Annotated in this window: 19 protein-coding genes; 11 read left to right on the top strand and 8 right to left on the bottom strand. The window is 42.1% G+C overall.

Annotated features, from left to right (window positions below; translation table 11 throughout):
* The first annotated feature begins 109 nt into the window (after positions 1 to 109).
* From EXU57_RS12035 to EXU57_RS12010, 6 genes are all read left to right on the top strand, one after another.
* Positions 110 to 748, top strand: a complete 639-nt coding sequence (locus EXU57_RS12035; RefSeq protein ID WP_133268455.1) for a hypothetical protein — start codon at positions 110 to 112, stop codon at positions 746 to 748.
* Between the two features lie 63 nt (positions 749 to 811).
* Positions 812 to 1,420, top strand: a complete 609-nt coding sequence (locus EXU57_RS12030; protein WP_133268454.1) for a hypothetical protein — start codon at positions 812 to 814, stop codon at positions 1,418 to 1,420.
* Positions 1,404 to 2,024 (top strand): hypothetical protein, encoded by a 621-nt coding sequence (locus tag EXU57_RS12025; protein ID WP_133268453.1) that lies wholly within the window; start codon positions 1,404 to 1,406, stop codon positions 2,022 to 2,024. The genes EXU57_RS12030 and EXU57_RS12025 overlap by 17 nt, the downstream gene beginning before the upstream one ends.
* Positions 2,024 to 2,314 carry a winged helix-turn-helix domain-containing protein gene (locus tag EXU57_RS12020; protein ID WP_133268452.1) on the top strand — a complete coding sequence of 97 codons (291 nt, stop codon included), beginning with the start codon at positions 2,024 to 2,026 and terminating at the stop codon, positions 2,312 to 2,314. Before EXU57_RS12025 ends, EXU57_RS12020 begins: the two co-directional genes overlap by 1 nt.
* Positions 2,315 to 2,690: 376 nt before the next feature.
* A complete protein-coding gene (locus tag EXU57_RS12015) occupies positions 2,691 to 3,338 on the top strand; it encodes a porin family protein (protein ID WP_133268451.1) in 648 nt (215 codons plus the stop codon).
* 180 nt (positions 3,339 to 3,518) lie between these two features.
* Positions 3,519 to 4,193, top strand: a complete 675-nt coding sequence (locus tag EXU57_RS12010; protein ID WP_133268450.1) for an OmpA family protein — start codon at positions 3,519 to 3,521, stop codon at positions 4,191 to 4,193.
* 102 nt (positions 4,194 to 4,295) lie between these two features.
* On the opposite strand, the gene EXU57_RS12005 is transcribed toward EXU57_RS12010, so the two are convergent.
* A complete protein-coding gene (locus EXU57_RS12005) occupies positions 4,296 to 4,460 on the bottom strand; it encodes a DUF1328 domain-containing protein (protein WP_133268449.1) in 165 nt (54 codons plus the stop codon).
* A gap of 781 nt (positions 4,461 to 5,241) precedes the next feature.
* On the opposite strand from EXU57_RS12005, the gene rpoN reads away from it, so the two are divergent.
* The 3 genes from rpoN to EXU57_RS11990 all read left to right on the top strand — a co-directional run bounded on the left by rpoN (position 5,242) and on the right by EXU57_RS11990 (position 9,867).
* Positions 5,242 to 6,663 carry an RNA polymerase factor sigma-54 gene (gene rpoN, locus EXU57_RS12000; RefSeq protein ID WP_133268448.1) on the top strand — a complete coding sequence of 474 codons (1,422 nt, stop codon included), beginning with the start codon at positions 5,242 to 5,244 and terminating at the stop codon, positions 6,661 to 6,663.
* 28 nt (positions 6,664 to 6,691) lie between these two features.
* A complete protein-coding gene (locus EXU57_RS11995) occupies positions 6,692 to 8,191 on the top strand; it encodes a sigma-54-dependent transcriptional regulator (protein ID WP_133268447.1) in 1,500 nt (499 codons plus the stop codon).
* Positions 8,192 to 8,427: 236 nt separating this feature from the next.
* Complete coding sequence (locus EXU57_RS11990) at positions 8,428 to 9,867, top strand: hybrid sensor histidine kinase/response regulator (RefSeq protein WP_133268446.1); 1,440 nt, start codon at positions 8,428 to 8,430, stop codon at positions 9,865 to 9,867.
* Positions 9,868 to 10,052: 185 nt separating this feature from the next.
* On the opposite strand, the gene EXU57_RS11985 is transcribed toward EXU57_RS11990, so the two are convergent.
* Entirely contained in the window at positions 10,053 to 10,568 is a 516-nt protein-coding gene (locus tag EXU57_RS11985) for a hypothetical protein (RefSeq protein WP_133268445.1), read from the bottom strand.
* Between the two features lie 295 nt (positions 10,569 to 10,863).
* Positions 10,864 to 11,871 carry a YihY/virulence factor BrkB family protein gene (locus EXU57_RS11980; RefSeq protein ID WP_243745582.1) on the bottom strand — a complete coding sequence of 336 codons (1,008 nt, stop codon included), beginning with the start codon at positions 11,869 to 11,871 and terminating at the stop codon, positions 10,864 to 10,866.
* A 97-nt stretch (positions 11,872 to 11,968) separates the two neighbouring features.
* Here EXU57_RS11980 and EXU57_RS11975 point away from each other — a divergent pair, with 97 nt between their 5' ends.
* Entirely contained in the window at positions 11,969 to 12,154 is a 186-nt protein-coding gene (locus EXU57_RS11975) for a lmo0937 family membrane protein (protein ID WP_317130029.1), read from the top strand.
* Between the two features lie 438 nt (positions 12,155 to 12,592).
* Here EXU57_RS11975 and EXU57_RS11970 read toward each other — a convergent pair whose 3' ends face one another.
* Both EXU57_RS11970 and EXU57_RS11965 read right to left on the bottom strand, forming a co-directional pair.
* On the bottom strand, positions 12,593 to 12,931 hold the full coding sequence (locus tag EXU57_RS11970; RefSeq protein WP_207955467.1) for a hypothetical protein: 339 nt from the start codon (positions 12,929 to 12,931) through the stop codon (positions 12,593 to 12,595).
* A 169-nt stretch (positions 12,932 to 13,100) separates the two neighbouring features.
* Positions 13,101 to 13,571, bottom strand: coding sequence for a ferritin-like domain-containing protein (locus EXU57_RS11965; protein ID WP_133268442.1), 471 nt, complete (start codon positions 13,569 to 13,571; stop codon positions 13,101 to 13,103).
* Between the two features lie 236 nt (positions 13,572 to 13,807).
* Between EXU57_RS11965 and EXU57_RS11960 the strand changes: the two genes are divergently transcribed.
* Positions 13,808 to 14,269, top strand: a complete 462-nt coding sequence (locus EXU57_RS11960; protein ID WP_133268441.1) for a hypothetical protein — start codon at positions 13,808 to 13,810, stop codon at positions 14,267 to 14,269.
* Positions 14,270 to 14,480: 211 nt separating this feature from the next.
* Here EXU57_RS11960 and EXU57_RS11955 read toward each other — a convergent pair whose 3' ends face one another.
* The 3 genes from EXU57_RS11955 to EXU57_RS25100 all read right to left on the bottom strand — a co-directional run bounded on the left by EXU57_RS11955 (position 14,481) and on the right by EXU57_RS25100 (position 22,468).
* Positions 14,481 to 16,796, bottom strand: coding sequence for a BamA/TamA family outer membrane protein (locus tag EXU57_RS11955; protein ID WP_133268440.1), 2,316 nt, complete (start codon positions 16,794 to 16,796; stop codon positions 14,481 to 14,483).
* Entirely contained in the window at positions 16,786 to 21,993 is a 5,208-nt protein-coding gene (locus EXU57_RS11950; RefSeq protein ID WP_165958118.1) for a translocation/assembly module TamB domain-containing protein, read from the bottom strand. The genes EXU57_RS11955 and EXU57_RS11950 overlap by 11 nt, the downstream gene beginning before the upstream one ends.
* Before the next feature lie 304 nt (positions 21,994 to 22,297).
* Positions 22,298 to 22,468: a hypothetical protein gene (locus EXU57_RS25100; RefSeq protein ID WP_165958117.1), complete on the bottom strand. Its 171-nt coding sequence runs from the start codon at positions 22,466 to 22,468 to the stop codon at positions 22,298 to 22,300.
* Between the last annotated feature and the right edge of the window lie 381 nt (positions 22,469 to 22,849).

The following is a 22,849-nucleotide window of genomic DNA, read 5'->3' as shown; positions in this document are numbered from 1 at the left end:
TTAATTGCTGCCGGTTAATTCAACAGCTATATTCCATTCCTCGCTACTCAAATACTTATTTTAAAGTAATAATCAATAATTAAATAATCAATCTAAATAAATAATAGCCATGAAACAAATTCTTGTAATGACGATACTATTATGTGTATCTGTTATGTCGTACGCTCAAAATGATAAATATCAAAAAGCTATGGAAAAAACAATAGCTGCGTTTGACACCTGTAAAACAGCCGAAGATTACCAGCAGGTATCTGCTGCATTCGAGCGGATAGGAGATGCCGAAAAAACGCAATGGTTACCGTACTATTATGCGGCACTTGCTATGGAGTTTAAAGGGTTTACGGATCAAAAAGGCGATAAAGACGAAATAGCAAATAGGGCAGAAGCGCTGATCGCAAAAGCTGAAGCTATTGAGCCGAAAAATTCGGAATTGTTTCTTTTAAAGAATATGTCGGCAACACTTCATATGCTTGTTGACCCAATGAACCGTTGGCAACAATATGGCGCAGTTGCCAGGCAGGCATTGGGTACGGCTAAGGCGATCGATGCACAAAATCCCAGGGTGTACCTGATGGAGGGTGAAAGCCTGATGAATACGCCTGCCCAATTTGGTGGTGGTAAGGATAAAGCCCGCCAAAGCCTTGAGAAGTCAGTTGAACTCTTCAAGGCCTTTAAGCCTGTTACGCCCCTGCACCCCGTTTGGGGACAAAAACGTGCTGAACGGATGTTGGCTGCCGCTTCAAAATAATGTGCATAAATGATTTGCAGGGGCAGCATCGCCTCTGCTATTTTTACTTAGAAAGAGAAGCATATGGATGATCACGAAAAAGCAATCACTCCAAACGAAAGTTTGAAGCTGATTGAAGAAATGATAAACCGCGCAAGGAACAACTTTGGCGATAACGGCCACCTATACCTGCTATGGGGGTGGGTAATCGCCTTGTGCAGTTTAGGCCATTTTGTGATGTGGCACTTTCGACTGGTAGCTCATCCGGAAATGATATGGATGGTTACCTGGGCTACGATGATTTACCAGGCAGTGTATTTGAGAAAAAGAAAGAAGGCAAGCCGGGTAAAAACTTATTCAGATGATATATTAGGCTATGTTTGGTTGGTGTTTGTGGTTTGTCTTGCCTTAACAGCATTTGTATTGATACAATATAAAGAGAGGCAGGCATTGTATTCCATGTTCCTGGTGTTGTATGGGGTGCCAACCTTTCTTTCAGGTAAAGTCCTTAAGGTAAGGGAGTTAACTATCGGTGGAGTTTTTTGTTGGGTGCTTGCCATTGCTTCCACATTTATCATCGTCAAATTCCAGCTTTTGTTAATCATGTTGTCGGTTATCGTTGCCTGGATCGTTCCTGGTTACGCGATGAAAGCAAAATACAATAAACAAAAATTATATGGAGAAGGGGAGTGAGATGAGCGGCCAGCAGAGTTTGCTGATCATACAACAGATGATTGAGACCGCCAAGCAGGAGCAAAAAGACGACGGCAAAGCGTGGATCATCTGGGGGTGGATGCTTTTCTTTGCATCCCTTACTACGATTTTAAACCAACATTTCAGGTGGGGCGGCACCTTCCTTTTCTGGAATATTTTTGGGATAGTATCTTTGCTACTCGCCTTCATTAGCATCGGGAAACGCCTGTTTGTCAAGCGGCAACACAAAGTGAAGACTTATACAAGGGATCTCTTCAATAAATTGAATATAGGTTTCTTTATCTCATTGATGTTCATCATCGCAGGTATAAACCTGGGCATAAGCCCGATGATCGGCTTTCCATTACTGATGAACCTTTATGCTTTTTGGGTGCTTATCTATGGAGCAGTTCTCAATTTCAAGCCTTCATATGTGGGCGCAATCATCACCTGGATACTTGCATTTGGCTGCCTGTTTGTACATAGGTTTGAACTGCTTATGGTATTCCATGGTACTGCCGTTCTTTTTGGCTATATCATCCCCGGGCATATTGCCAACCGGGAATTTAGAAAGTTGCAGAGCAGACCACCAAATCAGGTATAGTGTTTAAAGAGCTGGATCCCATATTACATTCTCAACTTCGCCTGGCCGTTATGAGCCTGCTCATAAGCGTTAAGGAAGCAGAGTTTACCTTCATCAAGGAGAAAACGAACGCTACTGCAGGAAACCTAAGTGTTCAGGTGCAGAAGCTGAAGGAAGCGGGTTACATTGAAGTGGTTAAACAATTCAAAGACAATTATCCTTTAACAACTTGCCAGATAACCAAGAAAGGTATCGAGGCTTTTGAAAACTATGTAAAAGCCTTACAAGGTTATTTAAATACAGATAACTAACTACTAAATGTTTGTTTGCTTAAAGCCGGCTTACCCCGGCTTTTTTTATGCCTCATCAACACGGATTGGCGGGTTTAACCTTCATGTCATGACTTACTGCCGATATCAGGTTTTTCGACGATCACCTTCGTTTAAAAGCAAGGCCCTATTTACGAACATGACCAGGAATGTTTTTGTGTTTTAGATGCATTATAGTGCAGCAACTTAGAATACTTGCTGCGTTTGAGTCATAGAAATGTAAGCCAATTCTGGAATCAAGGAAAGTTGTGGATATAACAGCGGTTTCAAAAATCCGGGGGCCTTTTCTTCAAACCAAAAACGACAACCTGTTTGTTGATGGCACCAATTTTGCCAATTGGATGAAAAATCAAAAGTTATGAAAAAAGGATTGTTAGTCGCAGGACTTGTTTTGAGTACAATAACAGTATTTGCGCAGCAAAGGCAAAACACGTCACTGGGAATTAACGCTGGTTTCGGACATGCGTGGATTAAAAATTATGGCGATAATAAGTATATGCCAGCTGGTAATGTAGGATTATCGTTCATTTACAGTACAAAGTCCAGTTTTGGTTTTGGCGCTGATTTAAAGTATTCCATCGAGGGTAGCAAAACTGAAGGAACAACAGCGAATGTTATGGTAACCAATACATCTAAACTTGACTACCTCAGACTTCCATTGAAAGCAATGTATTTCTTTGGAACCCCTGGTAACAGGGTCCGTCCCAAGATTTCAGTTGGCCCTTCATTTGGTTACCTGATTGGCGGTGAGCGTGAAATTAAAACAGTAGCGGGTGGCAATACTTCTGCTACAGCTGTGGATGCAAAAGACCTGTACGAAAGGTTCGACATCGGTTTACATGCAGGGGCTGGTATCAACTACCGTCTTGTGAAAAATACCTGGTTTATGGCAGATGTCAATTACTATAATGGTTTCAGAAATATCAATAAATTGGGTGGACCGAAGTTTAACAACAATAACATTGGTATAAACGTAGGTGTTAACTGGGGCCTCGGAACTTACTAATCATCTTATAAGCCAGATATCATCATATACCCCGGATTAGCCGGGGTTTATTTTAGTGTATGGCTTGGTTAATACTCGATGCAATTGCTGGTGATAACAGCACAATAATTCCCGGCAATTAGTAACGAAGTAATAGCATGCTCACAAGGGCATGATTGTATAATTGTAAATGGTTTAATTATGAAAAAGACAAGTGTTTTGAATTTGTTTGTGATGGTTTTATTGCTAAGCTTAGGTGTATCGGCTTGCAAAACATTAAACAAGGGTCAAAAAGGAGTATTGATTGGTGCCGGCGCAGGTGGCGCGGTAGGTGCCGGAGTTGGTAAAGCTGCAGGAAATACCGCGTTAGGTGCTATCATTGGTGCCGCAGTTGGTGGAGCAACCGGTGGGGTTATTGGACGCCAGATGGATAAAGAAGCAAAGGAGATTGAGAAGATATCCGGTGCAGAAGTAAAGCGGGTTGGTGAAGGGATAAATGTGACCTTTAAGGCGGGCGTTTTGTTTGGAGTTGATAAGGCTGATCTGACCTCTTCAGCCCAAAGCAAGGTAAAAGAACTTGCACAAGTTTTAAATAAGTATCCGGATACTTATGTATTGGTCGAGGGCCATACAGATGATACCGGTTCAGACGATCATAACATGCAGCTCTCTGAAAGGCGGGCAAAAGAAGTTGTTGCTTATCTAAGGCAACAGGGACTTTCCTCAGATCGGCTCAAGACAGCATGGTACGGCAAGTCGCAGCCAAAGGTTTCAAATGCAACGGAGTCGGGAAGAGCGGAAAACAGGAGGGTAGAATTTGCGATATACGCTACGGAAAAGCTTGTAGAAAAAGCAAAGAGCGACAAAGCTTTGTAATCACTCTGGTTACCAGTAAAAGAACGTTCTAAAACGAACAGTCCTATAAATAAAAAGAGGCTGCCTTATAATTGAGGCAGCCTCTTTTTTTACGTGTATTAGTTAGTCAATTGTTTTCCGTCCGCCAATCAACGACAGCAGGAACAATACGATAAAGATAAAAAACAGGATTTTCGCGATGCCAGCTGCACTGGAGGCTATTCCACCGAAACCAAATACTGCGGCAATTATCGCAATGATCAGGAATGTGATTGTCCAACGTAACATAGTAATGAGTTTTAGTGATGAATAATTTGTGATGTTTCTACTACTAACGTAATAATAATCATACCAATAATAGCCGGCTCTCCTTGTTAACAGACCGCTTAAAAGCAACTGTGCTCTTTGTTCCCGTCATAGTTGTGTGCGTTTAATTTCACGACCATCCAGATCTGGTACAAGAATTTTAATAAAGCAAACACCTGGCAAAAAACACAGGAAAATGGATGTTACCGAAAGCAATACGACACTTTGTAGAATACATGATACAAAGCTGTTTTCCCGGAATACAGTTTAAATTAGAGGATCTTTTTCTTCTATACAATTCCAGCGCATCAAACGTTCTTATCGAAACTATACGAAAGCTATTCACCTGATTCTCGTCTGCCATGACCCTTGAACGATGCTTTGCATCTATTGGACTTCTACACCTGTTCCAGGCAGTGTATTCGGGGAATAGTCTCCCAATCTTCTCCAACTCAACAAACTACCAGGATACCAAATAGCTGCTACTGCTTTCATCCACAAGCTTTCAGTTGGTTTCAGGGCAGAAGATCTTTTCGCATGCCGTCTAGTACTCGTCTCCTTTAGAAAAGCAGTATATTGTGGAAGTTTATCTACACAAGCCTGTAAATCAATCCGGTTAAAAGGCGTAAATCAAATTAAACTGAGCAAAAAATAATGATAAGTGTATGATTGTTAATTATTTAGAACATTTAAGAGTATTTGAGCACTTTGGTGCTATGTTGGCTTTGTAACGGTGTGAACAATAATCCCAAAACATTCTGATATGCTTACCCAAATCCAAACGCAAAGGCAACAGCTTAAGATCCTTCCGCAGCAGATTCAAATGCTGAATATATTTCACCTGAATGTTTTAGAGCTTGATCAGAGAATATCTGATGAACTGGATGAAAATCCCCTACTGGAACAAAATAATGAAGAGGAGAACATTGATGTAGAGAAGTTCTCGAAGGAAGCAGTACAGGACTTCCAGGATTGGGAAGAGCACGGTTATGATGACATACCTAACTATAAGCTTGAATACGAAAACTATTTTAACAACGATGCGGTTCCGAATATACCCATTAAAGCTTATACTGATTTCCGTGAAACTTTAAAGAACCAGATACGATACGCAAACCTATCCGACCGGCAACTACAATTAGCCGATTATATCATTGATTGTCTTAATGGCAACGGTCTTCTTGCTCAAGACCTGGATAATATGGCTGACGACCTTTCCTTTAAACAAGGAATGATCGTTGAAGTGGCTGAGCTTGAAGTTGTACTAAAAGAAGTTCAACGACTCGAACCGGTGGGTATTGGCGCACAAAACACCCGTGAGTGCCTGTTGCTTCAATTATACCACTTCGATAAGAAAGGGCCTGATGTTAAAAAAGCCATTACGCTTCTCGAAAATCATTATTCTGATCTTTCCCATCGCAATATGGAAAAGATTATGGATGCCCTCGATATAGAAGAAGATGAGCTAAAGATCATCCTTAAGCTTCTTGCATCACTAAAAATGAAGCCCATTTCTGAAGCGGAAGGTTCTCAGCCCGTTAACAACAATATCCTTCCCGACTTCATCCTTACGGTAAATGATAATGAAGAAATCGAGATCAACTTGTTTCGTTCCCGGTCCTCATCATTGTACATTAACCAGTCGTTAATGGAAACTGTCGACTCTGCTAACCAGAGAAAAGACAAGACGGCCGCACAATACCTTAAAAGTAAATTGAGTTCTGCACAATGGTTTGTCAACGCCATCAAACAACGTGAAAGCACAATGATGCAGATCATGAAGGCAATCGTTCAGCTGCAGCGCGAATACTTCCTTTATGGAGATGTGAGCCTTCTGAAACCCATGATCTTAAAGAACATTGCAGACAGGGTTGGTGTAGATATCTCAACCGTTTCAAGGGTTACATCAAATAAGTATGTTGATACGCCATTTGGTATCATTCTCCTCAAAAATCTCTTTACTGAAGGGATCATAAATCAGGAAGGCGAGGTAATAAGTAACCGGGTAATTCAATCCGCAATTGAGGCTGTGATTGAAAAGGAAGATAAGCTCAATCCCTATACTGATCAACAATTAGTCGCTATATTAGCAAGTAAAGGCATTAATGTAGCCCGCAGAACAATTGCGAAATATCGTGAGCAATTACAAATACCCGTCGCTCAACTTAGGCGCATGTGGGCATAAGATAACATAAAACTTTAATAACCATTAAATGAGTAAAATATTAGTTATTGATGACGATGTGGACATGTGTCTTTTATTAAAGAGATTTCTAACGAAAAATGGCTATGAAGTAGTACTTGCGCATAACGGCAAAAAAGCAATTGAATTCCTGGAACAACAGCAACCAGACCTCGTGCTTTGCGATTTTCGTCTGGAGGATTTTGACGGCAAGGAACTGTTGATAAAAATAAAGGATAAGTATCCTCGTACACCCGTGATCATTGTCACGGGTTATAGCGATATAAAGGTAGCTGTCGATGTAATGAAACTTGGGGCATACGACTATGTTACCAAGCCCCTGTTTCCCGACGAAATTATCCTGTCTATCAAAAAAGCACTCGATAAAAGTTCATCTGTTCCGGCTGACTCTGACGCGTCACCAGAGTCTATAGAAGAGGCAAAGAAGAGCCGTGCAAAAACCATTACCTCAGGGCAGTATATTTTCAGTGACAGCCCCGAGTTTAAAAATATCCTGAAGCAAATAGACCTTGTCGCTCCAACCAATTACAGCATTCTTATTTATGGAGAAAGCGGAAGTGGTAAAGAAGCAATTGCCCAGGAAATCCATAAACGCAGCAAACGCCATGATCAGCCATTTGTGGCCATTGATTGTGGTGCACTTTCTAAAGAGCTCGCCGGTAGCGAGCTCTTTGGTCATGAGAAAGGCTCTTTTACCGGAGCATTAAATCAGAAGATCGGCAGCTTTGAGATTGCAAATGGAGGTACCATCTTCCTTGATGAAGTTGCAAACCTATCATATGATATCCAGGTTGCACTGCTCAGGGTTGTGCAGGAGAGAAAGATGCGGCGTATTGGTGGAAATAAAGATATCGATCTTGATGTACGTATTATCATTGCGAGCAATGAAAGGCTGCTGGATGCTGCTAGAAAAGGGAAGTTCAGGGAAGATCTTTACCACAGGTTCAACGAATTTAGTATCGAAGTTCCACCATTGCGGGATCGTAAGTACGACCTTATGATATTCGCAAACCATTTTCTGCGGCTTACCAACCAGGAGCTTGGAAAAAACATTCGGGGATTTTCGCCCGAGGTCGAGGCCATATTTAAGAACTATGTATGGCATGGTAACCTGCGAGAGTTGAAGAATGTGGTTAAAAGGGCTACTTTATTATGCGACACGGAATACATAATGCCCATCGTACTTCCCTTCGAAATAACAAATTTCACCAAGCTCCAGTTTGATGAAACTCCTGATGAAGTAAATGCTCCGGCTCACCAGGCACCACAGGTTGATATTCCATCAAATACATACAGTTCAGCTATTCCTGAACCGGTTTTAAGCAAGCCACTGGTAATAAATGAGCACAGCCTGAAAGGTGCAAGTATCGATGCAGAATATGAGATGATTGTAGAAGCATTGCGCAAAGCAAATTATAACAAAAGCAAAGCTGCCAAGATTTTGAATGTTGACCGTAAGACCTTGTACAATAAGATGAAACAATACAAGCAATTCAACAGCGATCTGTAATTCGTAACTCGTTACTGCACGAACTACACAATCGGCGTATAAGCAGGTAATTCAAATTAGGCGTAAACTCCACCAATAAAATATCACCCCGGGGCACCACATACGGGTGCCCTGAATTTTTTTTGTTCTAATGTTTTCCAATCGTGTCCCTGTTATTATTCGTAGTTCATTTAAACCAAATCATACATCCTCAGGCGTGTAGGTTTTCAACTGGCAGGCAATAAATAAAAATTTAAATGAACAATCCAGCGTTTCCCCTTCAGATCCTCATTGTTGATGACGACGAAGATGATTTTTTTCTGACCTCAGATTATATCAGAAATATCCCGAACAGGAACTTCACCATTGATTGGTCTTACAACTATAATGATGCGCTGAATAAGCTCAAGTCAAACAACTACGATATTCACTTTGTCGATTATCGCCTTGGTATAAAAACAGGACTCGACTTGTTGCAGGATGCGATACAGGCGGGTTGCGAGGAGCCCATTATCCTGCTTACCGGTAAGGGTACCCAGGAAATTGATGTAAAGTCAATGGAAAGCGGGGCATATGACTACCTCATTAAATCAGAACTTAATACAGAAAAACTTGAACGGTGTATCCGTTACTCGCTTGAGCGTGCTGCCTCCATAAAGGCATTAAAAGCCAATGAGCGTAAATACAGGAACATGTTCGAAAAGTCGAAAGATGTTGTGTTTTTATCCAACATAGATCTTGAGATTGTTGACATCAACTATGCTGCTACAGAACTCCTGAATTATGAAGCAGAAGAGTTGTTGAATGTGCCATTTACCTCATTGTTCATCAAACGGGATCCAAACTTCTTTATCGCGATCCTTAACGAGATGGGTGAGATCAACGATTATGAAGTAGACTTGCTCACAAAAAATCAGGATATCAAAAACTGCATGATCTCCGCTTCTGTTGAAATCAACAACAATGGAGAAAAGTATGTGCAGGGGATCATTCACGATAATACCAGCAGGAAGCGCGCGGAGAAAACAGCCTTGCAGGCAGAGAAACTTGCCGCCACCGGCAGACTTGTGCGCACGCTTGCACATGAAGTGAGAAACCCATTGAACAACATCAACCTCTCGGTTGAGCAACTGCTGCAGCAAGAGTCAAATGCCGACGCTGAACTATACCTGGAGATCATTCAACGTAATGGCAAGCGTATCGGCGACCTGATTACCGAGCTGTTAAACTCTTCCAGACCTTCTGATATTCAACTTAAAAGGGCGTCGCTGCACGAAGTTATGGATAAGGCTATTTCAGCCGCTATCGACCGGATGACACTGAAAAGAATCGATCTCCAGGTTCGGTACTCAGAAAATGAAGCCTTCACCTTACTTGATGAAGATAAAATCCAGATTGCCTTTCTCAATATCATCATCAACGCCGTGGAAGCGATGCAGGAGGAGGTAGGCAAACTCGAAATTATCATACTGACTTCAGGTGATACCCATGTTGTAGAAATAACTGATAATGGCTGCGGTATCAGTGAAGAAAACATGCAACGCTTATTTGAACCTTACTTCACCTCTAAGCGAAATGGTATGGGGCTCGGACTTGCTTCTACGCTCAATATCATTCAATCTCATAATGCGGATGTAGACGTGAAATCTGAATTGGGCAAAGGAACCACCTTTATAATTACGTTCAAGAAAGACTAAATCCGCATTATAGGCGCTATAATAACAAAGGCTATCAATAACATGATAGCCTTTGTGTTAACCCTAAAAATCAACCCTATTAAAACTCAGAAACGATTTCTTCCCGGCAGTTATCTATAGAATGCTGACCCTCTTAAACGGTTTGCCTTAGCTTTTACTAAATATCTGCAGTGTTCATTACCTTGTTAAAAGCCATAGCCCTGCAAACTTCTGGACGTACTAAAATCGAAACGTTTCTCGTCCTGTTCTACAAGAGCAAGCATATTGTAAACCATTGTTTTCATTTTAGCAAGAAAGCGGTTTTTCCTGGTTACATCCTTCTCGTAATAATCAGCCTTGTGAATCTTGACAAGAACTAGCATTTGATCGTTTAGGGCTTCATTTATCTCTGTGTTAGACAGGTCCAGCGATTGTAGCTCCTCAGGATCATTTATAATCCTCGCTCTTCCAAATACGTTTACAAAAAAGCCCTTCCCTTTTTTGAAGTAATTCAAACTTACCGGGAATTCTTTTTCAAATTGGCTCAGTTCCTGGCGGGGGCGTGGCATCAAAATGTAAATGTTACCTGCTTCGTCAATCTTGAGGGTGTTAATAACACTGGTTGGTAATCGTAAAACGCTGTTTACGTGGCAATGAAACAGGGCGATACCAATCTCTATTATTTTCAACGAAATGAAGTGTAAATGTTTATCTGCATTCATACGATTTATTTGTGTTAGTACTTCTAAAAGTGTACCGTATTTTTTGTTTGGTTGAAAACTTTGCTGAACATTAACCCTCAATGGTTTGGTGCAATTTTTTCCCGAAAATCTCTTCATGTAACCACATAATCCGGGTTTGGCCCTGAACTGCTTATTTCCGGTTTCCGGGCTAAGGGGGTGTCTGCTGAAGATGCACAAAGCCGTATGCAGGTTGCATGGGTTTGAGCCATCTTCCTGAACCTAATGGATGGCGCGGGACAACTGAAAAGGCAAACTGGCTAACCCGTCGGGTGGCTCACTCCTTTTTCGTGGGGGTACGTTTAGGCATGATGATTTCCCGTGCTTCCTGTTTGATTATAAATACCGCTGTCTTATCCGGAACAATACCTCCCCCGTACTCCAGTGCATAGATCTTCGTAAACTCGGCGCCAAAATACAGGATGATCGAGGTGTAGTAAACCCAGGTGAGAATAATGATGATTGCCGCAGCGGTTCCATAGGTGGTGCCTAATGAAGAATTCCCCAGATAATAGCCGATCGCCGATTTCCCCAGGATAAAAAGCACTGCGGTAAACGTCGCCCCTATAAATGCGTCTTTCCACTTGATCTTGCCATCGGGCAGCACTTTAAAGATCACTGCAAACAGAAGACTGATCGTAAGCAGGAGGAGCCCCAGGTTTAGCCCGTAGAACAAGTAAACAGTTGTGTCGGGAAACAGCCTTGTTAACCGTTCGTTCAGAAGATCCATAAGGGTGTTTATGACCAGAGAAACCACCAGCAAAAATCCGAGGCTGATGATGAGTGAAAAAGACAGCAGCCGGTTAAATAATAGTCGAACGAAGCCACGTTTGGGTTTTGCTTTCAACGACCAGATGAAATTTATTGAGTCCTGGATTTCGGTAAATATCCCGGTTGCCCCTATGATCAGTACTATTCCACCAATGATTGCTCCAACGGTGCCTTTTTTAGATGCCTGTATGTTTTTAATGATCTGTTGAACCTGTAAAGCTGCGTCCGCTCCGATTAGACCAGACATCTGGTTGTAAAGCTTACCCTGCACAGCCTCCATTCCAAAGAAAACACCAGATAACGAGAGTACAATCACCAACAAAGGACCGATTGAAAATATGGTATAGTACGATAAGGCTGCGCTTAGCTTAACGCAATTATCTTCGATAAAGGCATTGAAAGCTCCTTTTATTACTTTAAAATATTTCTTTATCACCTTCATAATCATGTAACTACCTAAGAAATCCAGCAACTTCGTGCCACTCACATTTATACGGCTACATGCCTTAGGCACTTCTAGTGGGGAAGAATTTACTCGCTACTAATGATTTCCTAAAGATTTGGAATGTTTTTGTTCGTTTCACCTAATTGTATTATACGTTGTAGTACTAATGGCAAGGTTTTTTAACCTCTTATGTAAACACACAACAATGAGAAGCATACTTTACATCATCGCAGTTATTGCGGTAGTCGGTTGGTTACTTGGGTTCTTTGTATATAATGCCACAGGCCTAATACACATTCTGTTAGTCCTTGCAATTATAGCATTGTTAATCGGGGTCATCAGGCGAGCTTAACCGCATAGCGTACCGCTAAACAATATGTTAGAGAACTGAAAGTTCATTACTATTCTAACTCTACATATACCGAAGCTACTGTTTATAACAGTAGCTTTTTCTTTTTAGTGCCGAGCCATAAAAGGAAGGCCTATTTGCTGTAATAAACAAGCGTCCTTGTATAGAAACTGGGCTCTTCCACTGATATTGATTCCATGAGATCCAATCAAATTCCGGGTATGCAATATTCGTTTGGTTGATAGACATACGCATAGGAGATGCAAGCGGCGGTACATCATTGTACGATCGTCCGGGTAATCGTGCGGCTGCCATAGTAGCAAGCGCCGGTGCTAGCTTTAGACAGTTATGCAACCACAATATCGCCCACTGGTTGGTAAACTTCACACCATAAAAAAAGCACCCTCGAGGGGTGCCGTCATAGGTTAGCAACAGCCTTTATTATGATTTGCTCGTTTTTTTCTGGATATTTTCTACCTGCTTCATAAACTCTGTTACGTTATCGTCAGAGTAAGCTCCGTAAGCATCAACAAGAGTCCCTTTAGTTCCGTCCATGGTTTCAATTACATACATAATTGATGTATCAGCCGGATCGGATGGACCCTCGAAACGAAAGAAGTTCACGATGTTCACTTCTTCAGGATTATAAATTTTGTCTTTGTTTTGTGACCGAAGGCCATATTCTGTTGCACTGAAATTGTCATCGTAGCCATCAAGTACCATCTTGTTGAGGCAAAGAGCTAGGCTCTTCATGTGTGGCATCGTTGCATTATTTTCCATAAATATATTGTTTGAAGTATAGTGGAATGTTGTGTAATAACTATAAAGAAAAATCCTTGCCAAGTCTAAACAACAATATAGTAGATATCGGATTTTCGGTATTTAGAATCGAAATATAAAATAAGAATAGCCGGAATGTTTTCCGGCCATTCTTAATATGATGAGACGATTACCGGTTTATGCTTTCATGCATGTCACGATACTTCTTAATAATATCATGTGATTTCTTCAATGCTTCTTTTTGTTCAGCGATAAGCTGTCTTACTTCAGTGCTCAGGTATGCGTCCGACTCTAACGCAGCAGCGTAAGCCTTTTGTGCAACATCTTCGCCATATTCACAAGAAGCAAGAATGCTCGTACGATCCTGTCCGGTTACGGCGGCCTTTAAGTCCATCCAAACCCGGTAAACCTTCCCGGAAACAGTGGTATCGTCAGCAGGATCTCCACCCAAACGAGCTACTTCCTGGGTAAGTTCACTAACGTACTTCGAACTTTGATCAGCCATCTCCCTAAAGATTGCCTGAAGATCAATGTCACTGTCTTTTGATTCTTTAATCGCCCTTTCATAACCTTCAATCCTGTCGTGGTTGATTCTGATCAGGTCGTTTAAAACGCCTACAAGTTCATCTTGCTTTTCCATATTTGAAATTTTAGAAATTAAAAATTTGCTTTAATTAGCTAATAAAAAAAATGTTCCAGATTAATCCTCAGCAATTTGATTTTTAATGCAGTAAAGATTTCACTTTTTCCAGGTCCATGTGGAAATTATTTCCCGCGAATAGCACAAGCAGTTGCTAATCAACCCATTTATTCACCTTTCTTTTTTATCAAGCCGGTACAATGGCATGAAGTTTAGTCGAAAGTAGAAAACGATATATGAACCGACTCTTCATGATCATCTTTTTCCTGGTTTCTTGGAGTGAGGACAGCACAGCGCAAAGTATGGGCAGGTCTTATAGAACAGCCCTTGGTGTAAAGGTTTGGGATGGTGCAGGAATATCGCTCAAGTCTTTTGTTACACCAACTAACGCGCTTGAAGTGATTGGATACTTCTATCGCAATGGCTCACGAATAACAGGCTTGTACGAGATCCATGGCAACGTTGGGGGCGCCCCTGGTTTAAGGTGGTATGTCGGACCCGGGGCTCACGTTGGCTTCTACAATAAGCGATATGGCAATCGGGCATTCGCCGGCATTGACGGTGTACTCGGTCTCGACCTCAAGATCAATAAAGCACCTTTAAACCTCTCCGTCGATTGGCAGCCCTCTTATGAATTTGGTGAAGACCGGGGCTTTACCGGAAACTGGGGTGGGGTGGGTATTCGATATACCTTTTAGGTTTTTAGTAAATAATAAAGCGGCTCACCGGAAGGTGGCCACTTTATTATTTCTGCTTATGAGCTATCGGGCTCCGCTAGTATACTTGTATTTTTTGGGAGCCGGCTGAAGAACTTTATTCGACTTTTGTTGTGTCACTCCCTTGTACCGCAGTAACTCTGTTCTGCAGAAAGAAGACCACCTGGAGGATACATGCAATGAATACTGTACACTAGAAAGGAAGACCAATTGCAAGGTTTAAAACAGTATTTGTTCTCCTGAATTCACGGTTGCCGAATTTGTTTATGACAATGCGATCCCCGGTTGGTCTCCTGGGATCAATCAAAGGAACTGCAAGGTCAAGACGCAGTAATAAGATCTGAACATCGATACGTAATCCAACTCCGGCATCAACGGCCATTTCCTTTAAGAATTCCTTCGAAAATTTACCGCCGGGTTGAAGTCGATCTTCATTAACCAACCAAACGTTACCAGCGTCGAGAAATACTGCAGCGTTAAAGATGCCGGTAAGTTTAGCCCGGTATTCTGTATTCAGTTCGATTTTTACATCTCCTGTTTGATCCGGATAGAAGCCACGTGTTCCTACAGCTTGTTGTGCTCCGTTGTAAGTGCCCGGTCCGAGAGACCTGCTTCGGAAGCCGCGCAAGCTGTTATTGCCACCTACAAAAAATTGCTTAATGAAGGGAAGTATGGTTGAGTTGCCATAAGGTATACCCACTCCAACAATTATCCGGTTGGCCCATTGATTATTTAAGCCTGACTTGAAGTAGTAACGTAAGTCAAGTTCTGTTTTAACATACTGCGAAAAATCAACACCGAATATCTTTGCAGTGTCTCCTTGTTTTACGTTGGCCCCTGTTGCCAGTCCCCAGATGTTACCCGATAGGTCGAGTAAACCATTGAAATACATTCCCTGAGGATTCCGCTCGGTTTTTCCTGCGAGTTGGTTATAGTTAAACGTATAGTAAGAACCTAAAGTAAACTGCTTTGCTATGGTGCGGCGTAACAATGGTAAATTCCTGATGCTGTCGTTAAACTCGCGGCTTACATTAAGTGGCTGCACAAAGTTTATGGCGATGGGATTAAACTGGTGCTCCTTTTGTAAGTTCTCTTTCCAGATATATCCAAAATTCGCACGGAACGAATTCAGCGTGTAATAGGGCCTGCGATTTAGCACATCATATCCGAGTTGAATATTGGTGCGCGGAACGAAAGAGCCGGATGTATTCAACCTGACCAGCGGTACTACAAACCGGGGAAAGGTTAAGTTAGCTTCAGCCCCGGTTCGAAGTGTATTAATCCCACGAACCTGCGCACTATATTGAACTTCTGTTCCAAAGTACGCGCTTACCTGAAGGTGTTCTGCACCCCTGAAAACGTTACGGTTTCTCCATCGAAGGGTGATATCAGAACCGGTGGCATTATTCGACTTTGTATTACCACCAAATTCAAGACTCAACGACTTTTTTGGCAAAGGCGTCAGGTAATAAAATGCATTCAGCTTAAAAGAGTCTGGTAGGACTTCGAACCGGTTTTTCACGAACTTAAAGGTGCCGAGGTTAATTAACCGGCTTAAGGAAAGGTTATGGTCAGTTCGGTTGTATAAATCTCCCGGCTGAAAGCGCATCATGCGATCAAATACCTGCGGCTTAAATGTTTTCCTACGATCTATAACATGATAACCACCCAAAAATACCGAGTCAGCCTTAAGGGTGTCTCTTCTGGCGGAATTTAAATTGTAGTTTGAATAAATGTAAACATCGCTAATGGTATATGCCTGGCGCTGAACCATAGGAATGCCAGGCTTAAAGTTTACGTGAAGGTTAGTAAGTTGATTGCCTATCGTAGAGTCAACAAATACAATCAAATCATCGGGGCTAAAAAAGTAAAATCCTTTTTCTTTTAACGATACGTCGATCCGCGTTCTCTCTCCCTTAATAACATCGAGGTTAAAAGGATTGCCTTTCTTTAAAATTGTTGAGCCTGAGATCTCCCTGATGGCTGCACTTATGGCGCTGCTATCATCAGGAAAGGTAACATTGTTAATCGTATATTGCCCTCCTGGTTGAACAGTATAGTTTGCATGTGCCTTCTTGTTCTTAACAACGGTATCTCCTACGGTACTTGCATGAAAATAGCCACGGTTTTCCAGGTGGTTCGTAAGCACCTGCTCATTTTTCTGAAGATTAACCTGGCTAAGTAAAACCGGAGGCTCGCCAAATTTTCTAAACAACTTATTTAATCCTTTTTGCTTTTTCGGATTTGCCATGTTGTAGATCATCAGCTTAAAAGGCACGCCCAGGATCTTAGAGTTTGGCTTAGGGCGTGTTAAGCCGGCAAGGTCTGTCTTTAGCAGCTTATTTTCTTTTTTGCTTGCTGCCGAATTGTTAACAGTAATATTTGCCCCGGTATATAAAGCGTCATTAACGGGAACCGTCTTCGTTGTACTGCATGCACTCAAAATCAGAAAGGGAATAGCAACGAATGCTACTGCTGATCCTGGGTATACTGTTCTTTTAATATTCATCTGTAGCGTCTTTGTCTGTAGCTGGAATTGTTTTACGATTATCAGCTGCCGATTTTAAATCCTGCGTAGTTGATCTATCCTCTGCCGGTGCAGCAGGAGTTGATTGTTGATTATTATTGTTACGATTGTTTCGTCTCAGCCTTCTTCCGGGTCTGAATATTTCTTTGAACGTATTGTAATCAACGGACATGATAAATCGAAGGCCGGTTTCAACGACGAAGCCCTGAACAATTGCCTCGTATTCATTTTTGCGATATCCCCTCAACATATATTTTCCGTCCTTACTCAACATATAGTCAATGCTGATATTACCGGCAATACTATTTGCACCTTCTTGGGATTGCTGTGGCCCCTCAAGTTCGAAGTTATTGCCAACCGTTACCTTCAGCCGGTCATTCAACAGCCTTTTTGATAGCGCTACATTGAAGTCGGTCCTGGTGCGTTGTTCACCGCTGGTGTAGTCCTCCGATGAGTTTACATCGAAGTTTATATCCACCCCTGCAATAAGATCGCCTGCGAGGTTATTCAACTGTTCCGTAAGTATTTTTGAAACGCTCTGTCTTGCATATAAACCAGCATTGAATCCACCCCCGCTACTGCTCTCAAAAGGATTTTCGGACACAAAACGATTAAGCAACAAAAGGGCAAACACTTGTTTATTCAATTCAGATGGTTCTGTCTTCAGCTGGTCCAGGCGTGTGTTGATGGTATTGATACTTGCCACATTAAACCTTGACATATTCTCTGTGGGTAATCCGATATCAAACGTCAATTGCGGTCTTAGTAGCTCGCCTTTCATGATCAACTTAACCTGGAAGGGAAGTTTCTGCAGGTAGATATTTTTTGCCGTTTCACTCTCCTGGTCTTTTACAAGGTCCCAGGCAGAAGTATTAGCCACATACACTGCTGTCACGTCAAGGTTACCCTGGGTTGGCTCACCTGTCCACGTGATCGTACTTCCTTTTTGTATCTCAAACCTGCGGCGAAGAAAATTGAACGATAGTTCATAAGCTCCCTGTTCAACTTCGTAATTACCTGTCATTGTAATCTTGCCGCTTGGGTCGATACCACCGTTCAATAAGGCTGCACCTTTAACCATTAAAAAGTCGCCATTGCCTTCATCAACAATAAGATTAAATTCAGCTTCTTTTACGATTTCTATATTGGCTGAAATGTCAAAACCGGTAACTCCTGAGGAATTAAAAGATGTGTCATATTTCGCAAGGGTGGCCTTAAATAACGAATCTGTTTCCGGTGCATCCATGTCCACAAATTCAATAACTCCCTCCCTGTCTACAACACCTGGTTCGGATTGTGGCAAAACAAGCGACAACCTGGTATCTTCATTAATGCGCAAGCTTCCGTCTACGGAAGGTGCTGACTCGGTGCCTTTAATCTGGAGGTTACTGTTAAAGAAGAGTTGTCCGTAATAAAGGCTGTTTGGTTGTTTAACACTGTTCAAGCCACGAAAATTTCTGGCGCGTACCGTCATATCGAAACGGTATTTAGTAAAGTCGGTAGTATATGCCATACCATCTACCACGAGGCTGTTATTGGCAGAGTCCCGAATTGTAAAAGTGTCGAAGCCAATACCCTGGTTATTGATTTTTATAGCTTCATTGTCAATTCTGAAATAACTTCCCAGCATTACAACGTTGAATGCGGTGTTATTAAAGTTTATAGCTCCGTCAATATCCGGTGATGCAACTGTGCCTTTAATGGCAACCTGCCCCGTCAAATTACCGGAGGACTGGTTAAGCGCACCCATACTGAAAGCCTCAATCGTACTAAACGGCAATTGCCGGATATTGAGGTTCATATCAAAATTGCTCTGGTTGTTGGGTTTAAGGTAGTAATTACCGGTTAAGCCAACGTCGTTACCCCTGCCAGTAATGGTTACATCAGTTGCAAATACATTTTGGGTGTTGTTGTTAACTTTTACATTCACATTCCCAATAGTATCTTTCTTAAATGCCAGATCATTAATGGTAAGATCAGTTGTGAATGATGGCAAGGTTAATAAGTCTTTGAGGAGCACATTTCCATTCACCAGGCCATCTACCAGCAACGAGTCTTGCTGAACAAAACCCGTGAGCGTTGCAATGCGGAAATTGCTAAAGCCAACCTGCATAGGACTATTGGCACCTGGCGAAGTACTATTGATACTTAGTTGCTGGTTACCCTGTGAAATCGCGAAATTGCTTGCATTAATATCTTTCCCATCATAGCGAATAAGATTTCCGGCGTTTGCACTCCAGTTCGCATAATTAAGCATCAGGTTGTCGGGGGCAAGAGAGAAAAGATAGGTGTTGCCGTTTTGTTGAGCCAACGATCCTCCGAGGCGGTATTTGTCTTTAAGGGATTTGTCTTTAATGTTAAGGTCGAATACTAACTGGTTATTGGCCAGAGTTGCATTTAGGCTCGTTGCATATATGGCGAGGTTCGTACCACTGGATAGTTGACCCACGTTGGTGGCTATCCGTAATGCGTTACCCTCGGTGGCAGCATTTAGCGCAACACCGCTAATGGTATTTGTGCCGTAAACGATCAGTGGGGCATTCAGGTCAGCTTTCCATCCACTTGTGTTCGAGAAGTTACCCGTAAGCGTAACCGGGTCCATACGCGTTAACTCCGGTGCAAAGCCTTGTAGGGTAGGGTGATTTACAATAGATACATTAACATTTAAATTGTAAGGATCAGTAGGGATGGGTTTAGAAGCAGGAATTACGGCGAAGTACGGCTGAATAGATTGCTGAATGATGTTGCCCAACTGGGTAAGTTTGAAATTGCCATCAAGACGGGCATTCACGAAATCCGTTTTGAGGTCAACGGTTTGATTGCCGTTTTCATAACCTGCAAGCATGGAAATAGAGTCCATCACCAGGCGCTGCCCATTCATAAGCAGTACTGAATTGGTAACAAACAGGCTTCCTGCCAATGCATCGGGATTCAATTCAGGGAAATCAGCAATGATGTTTCCATGGTAGATAATAGCGTCCGGTGTAAAATTCAGCGCCTTGGTATTAACACTGTCAATCGTTGCGTTCAGGTTGATACCTGGATATTTGCCGGCCATGCTTCCAGTTGCGGCAAGAGAAAAATTCAGGTTTGGGTCAGCCATGGAAGCATTGGCTCTGAACTGTTGATTAGCGATGCCCGCATCAAGCCTGAGATTCCTATAGATATACTTATTGATGTCAGCAGATATGATTGTTCCTTTGATAGCAGCATTCGCGGTTTTAGGATCAAATCCCCGTCCATTAACATTAAAGCTCGCTGTTAGCCTACCCATCTGCTTTTGGTTCTGCATAATTGTCCCGAGGTTCAATTGGTTAACCGCAATTTGTGCGTTATAAGTAGCTGCCTTCGGGTTGCTGGTGTTTGCGATACTTCCGTTTACTTTAACGGAACCCAGGCTTGTGTTCACGGCAAGGTTAGCCAGCATTTTTGCCGGATTTCCTTTGATTGTTCCATTAGCAGCGATATTTTCCGGTACAGTGATGTTGTTAGGAATCGTGTTCGGCGGTACGAACGACATAATATCTCGCCTGGTGGTGCTGAAATTTCTTATGGCGAGATCGGCGCTTACTTTCTTCGGGTCAGGCAGGCCGTAAATATAGCCGGCCACATCAACTTTTGTATTACCTATTCCACTGGCCTGAAAGCGGTCGATATGCAGCCTTGCGACACTACCACTGATCCTGCTGTTTACATATAATGTCTGCGAGGGCTGTGAGAATGCCGGTTGGGCGGCAAGTTGAGGAGCAAACAGCAATATATCTTTCACCTGGATTTTGGTGTTTGCAAGATCAATATCCATCTCAAGAAGACCAATGTTCTTTTGTATACTGGCAAGTGATGGATAACGGATTACGGCACTTCTTTGTATAGTGGTGCCAGGTGTCTGGATTAGAAGGTCCTCCAGTCTTGCTCCTTTATCGGTGTAGGCAAAGTTGACTTCAAATTTGTTCAGGATAAAGCCACTCTTTTCCTTCATACGCCCTTCAGTGATATTTGCAGCGATCGAATCGTTGCTAAATACAAAGCTGTTTGCATGTAAGGTCAGATCTTTTATGTCCATATGGCCATAATCCATACCGCGTCGCATTACCGGCTTTGATGCGTCATCAAAACGAAGATTATTCTGGTTTAGCTCTATGTTGTTGACCCGGAACATCAGCGGCAAACTTTCAGAGGGCACCTCCTGATCGTTTTGATTTGTCACCTTTACGATGTCGGATTCCTTACCGGTTTTACCCATTTTCACAAAGCCATCAAGCTTGTTCAGGATTACACGATCGAGTGTAATGGCTGTTTTCTCAAGGTTGATTTCCCGGGGATATACATTTAGCCGGTCAACTTTGAAATGACTGCTTAAAGCGGACGTCTCGTTGTTGTAAGCAAGGTCCAGGTTGCTGAGAAGGAGTTCTTTATTGACGAGCTGGAGAAACTTGGGTGCGGTTGTCGCGCCGGTGTTTGCATCAACCGGTGCAGTATTCACTGTTTGTACTTCCAACGGTTTGGTCTGGGTAATATATCCCCTGAAGCCATCCAGGTTTATCGTGGGTATTTCAAAGCGGAGATTCGTCGGATCAAATGTTTTTATACGGGTATCAAAATGATTAATCGAGAGATCCATATCATTTCCCGTAAGTACATCGCGGTAAACCAGTCGTGTTTTGTCGATGATGATTTTATCGATGGCCATCTTCATCGCCGCAGTATCAGCAGGTTTTGCCGGAGTTGTGGGAGTGGCTGGTGCAAATGCATCAACAATAAACTGGAAGTTGAAAGTCGTATCCGGAAGTTGTCGTTTTATCTTGGCCGTAATTCCATTCAGATTTATTTCATTGATCTGGATTTCCGACTTTATTAGCTTGAACATATCCAGATCAACCTTAAGTTGGTGACCAGCCAAAAGGGTGTCCTTTGTGCGATCCTCAAAATATACGTCCTCCAGCACCAGCATCTTTGGAAAATCAATATCCAGTCTTCCAATTGCAACACGGGTGTCTAACTTGTTTTCCAGAAATGCTACAATTTTCTTTCTTGCAAAATTCTGGACGGGAGCTGTTTGAATCAATATTAGTAGCAGGACCACAAGTCCTATCAGGGAGATTACGAAAATGGCCAGACCTCTGCCGATTTTAGCTAATACAGATCTTTTTTGGGTGGGTTGTTTTGTTTTTTCTTGCATAATCCTGTACTCAACGGTTACATGCTTATAATTCCTCATAAGCATTCAAATAACAAACCATCTTTTAAGACAAAGCAATTCAGGGAACTACATGAGAGAAGGATCTTACATGTAAGATAATGGCAGAAGTAAACGAAAGTGAGTGCGGAATATATTCCCCACCGAAATTACACCGTATGGCAGCATGGTGCCATCGGCGATAGGGCATTCATCAAAAGGAGACCACCAGCTTCATTAAACAGGCATAACCCTAAGTTTAGGACTTTTCGGGTTATGCCTGTTCACATGGTTTTGGAGCAATAGACTATCGTCTGGCTTTGTTAATCAGCCAAAGAACAAGTACAATGATAATTACGACAATGATAACGCCCATCCACATTCCAGCCTGAAAAATTCCGCCAATCGCTTCGCAACTCGTTAGTGATAGAACGGCCATGACCAACACTGATGCTAATACCAAATTATTTTGTTTCATATCGATTTATTTATTTCTGAATTATTAAACTATTTTATTTTTTTACCTCAACTTACTTACCTGTCTGACCACTTTCAAAATTTGGCTGAAAAGATGCCTGTACATACAGGCTAAGCTAAAAGTAGTACAGTAGATAAAAGGTGTCTCTAAAGATGGCGGCTTTGCTTGTTTGCTTACAAATCTCCTTAACCTGTCCTCAGCAACCATTAACGATTAAGATCATTCATCTTCAATTGTAGTGCCATGGTGATTTGCTGTTCTATGTATAAGTGCAATTGCGAACACCTGCTTCTTACTTTAGCAACGTTGGTCCTGCAAGCAGGTTATTCTATTTCTTGAGCGTATAATGTTCGCGACGGCATAATGCAAACACACACCTCT

The sequence above is a fragment of the Segetibacter sp. 3557_3 genome (genome assembly GCF_004354985.1).
In the GTDB taxonomy this organism is placed as follows: Bacteria; Bacteroidota; Bacteroidia; order Chitinophagales; family Chitinophagaceae; genus Segetibacter.
Note: the sequence above shows the minus strand (reverse complement) of the source record. Positions and strands in the feature narration are given on the sequence as shown.

Bases quoted from the DNA above. Each gene is read 5' to 3' on its own strand.
- EXU57_RS12035 (WP_133268455.1), top strand. From the start codon at position 110: ATGAAACAAATTCTTGTAATGACGATACTATTATGTGTATCTGTTATG.
- EXU57_RS12030 (WP_133268454.1), top strand. From the start codon at position 812: ATGGATGATCACGAAAAAGCAATCACTCCAAACGAAAGTTTGAAGCTG.
- EXU57_RS12025 (WP_133268453.1), top strand. From the start codon at position 1,404: ATGGAGAAGGGGAGTGAGATGAGCGGCCAGCAGAGTTTGCTGATCATA.
- EXU57_RS12015 (WP_133268451.1), top strand. From the start codon at position 2,691: ATGAAAAAAGGATTGTTAGTCGCAGGACTTGTTTTGAGTACAATAACA.
- EXU57_RS12010 (WP_133268450.1), top strand. From the start codon at position 3,519: ATGAAAAAGACAAGTGTTTTGAATTTGTTTGTGATGGTTTTATTGCTA.
- EXU57_RS12005 (WP_133268449.1), bottom strand. From the start codon at position 4,460: ATGTTACGTTGGACAATCACATTCCTGATCATTGCGATAATTGCCGCA.
- rpoN (WP_133268448.1), top strand. From the start codon at position 5,242: ATGCTTACCCAAATCCAAACGCAAAGGCAACAGCTTAAGATCCTTCCG.
- EXU57_RS11995 (WP_133268447.1), top strand. From the start codon at position 6,692: ATGAGTAAAATATTAGTTATTGATGACGATGTGGACATGTGTCTTTTA.
- EXU57_RS11990 (WP_133268446.1), top strand. From the start codon at position 8,428: ATGAACAATCCAGCGTTTCCCCTTCAGATCCTCATTGTTGATGACGAC.
- EXU57_RS11985 (WP_133268445.1), bottom strand. From the start codon at position 10,568: ATGAATGCAGATAAACATTTACACTTCATTTCGTTGAAAATAATAGAG.
- EXU57_RS11975 (WP_317130029.1), top strand. From the start codon at position 11,969: ATGGCAAGGTTTTTTAACCTCTTATGTAAACACACAACAATGAGAAGC.
- EXU57_RS11970 (WP_207955467.1), bottom strand. From the start codon at position 12,931: ATGGAAAATAATGCAACGATGCCACACATGAAGAGCCTAGCTCTTTGC.
- EXU57_RS11965 (WP_133268442.1), bottom strand. From the start codon at position 13,571: ATGGAAAAGCAAGATGAACTTGTAGGCGTTTTAAACGACCTGATCAGA.
- EXU57_RS11960 (WP_133268441.1), top strand. From the start codon at position 13,808: ATGAACCGACTCTTCATGATCATCTTTTTCCTGGTTTCTTGGAGTGAG.
- EXU57_RS11955 (WP_133268440.1), bottom strand. From the start codon at position 16,796: ATGAATATTAAAAGAACAGTATACCCAGGATCAGCAGTAGCATTCGTT.
- EXU57_RS11950 (WP_165958118.1), bottom strand. From the start codon at position 21,993: ATGCAAGAAAAAACAAAACAACCCACCCAAAAAAGATCTGTATTAGCT.
- EXU57_RS25100 (WP_165958117.1), bottom strand. From the start codon at position 22,468: ATGAAACAAAATAATTTGGTATTAGCATCAGTGTTGGTCATGGCCGTT.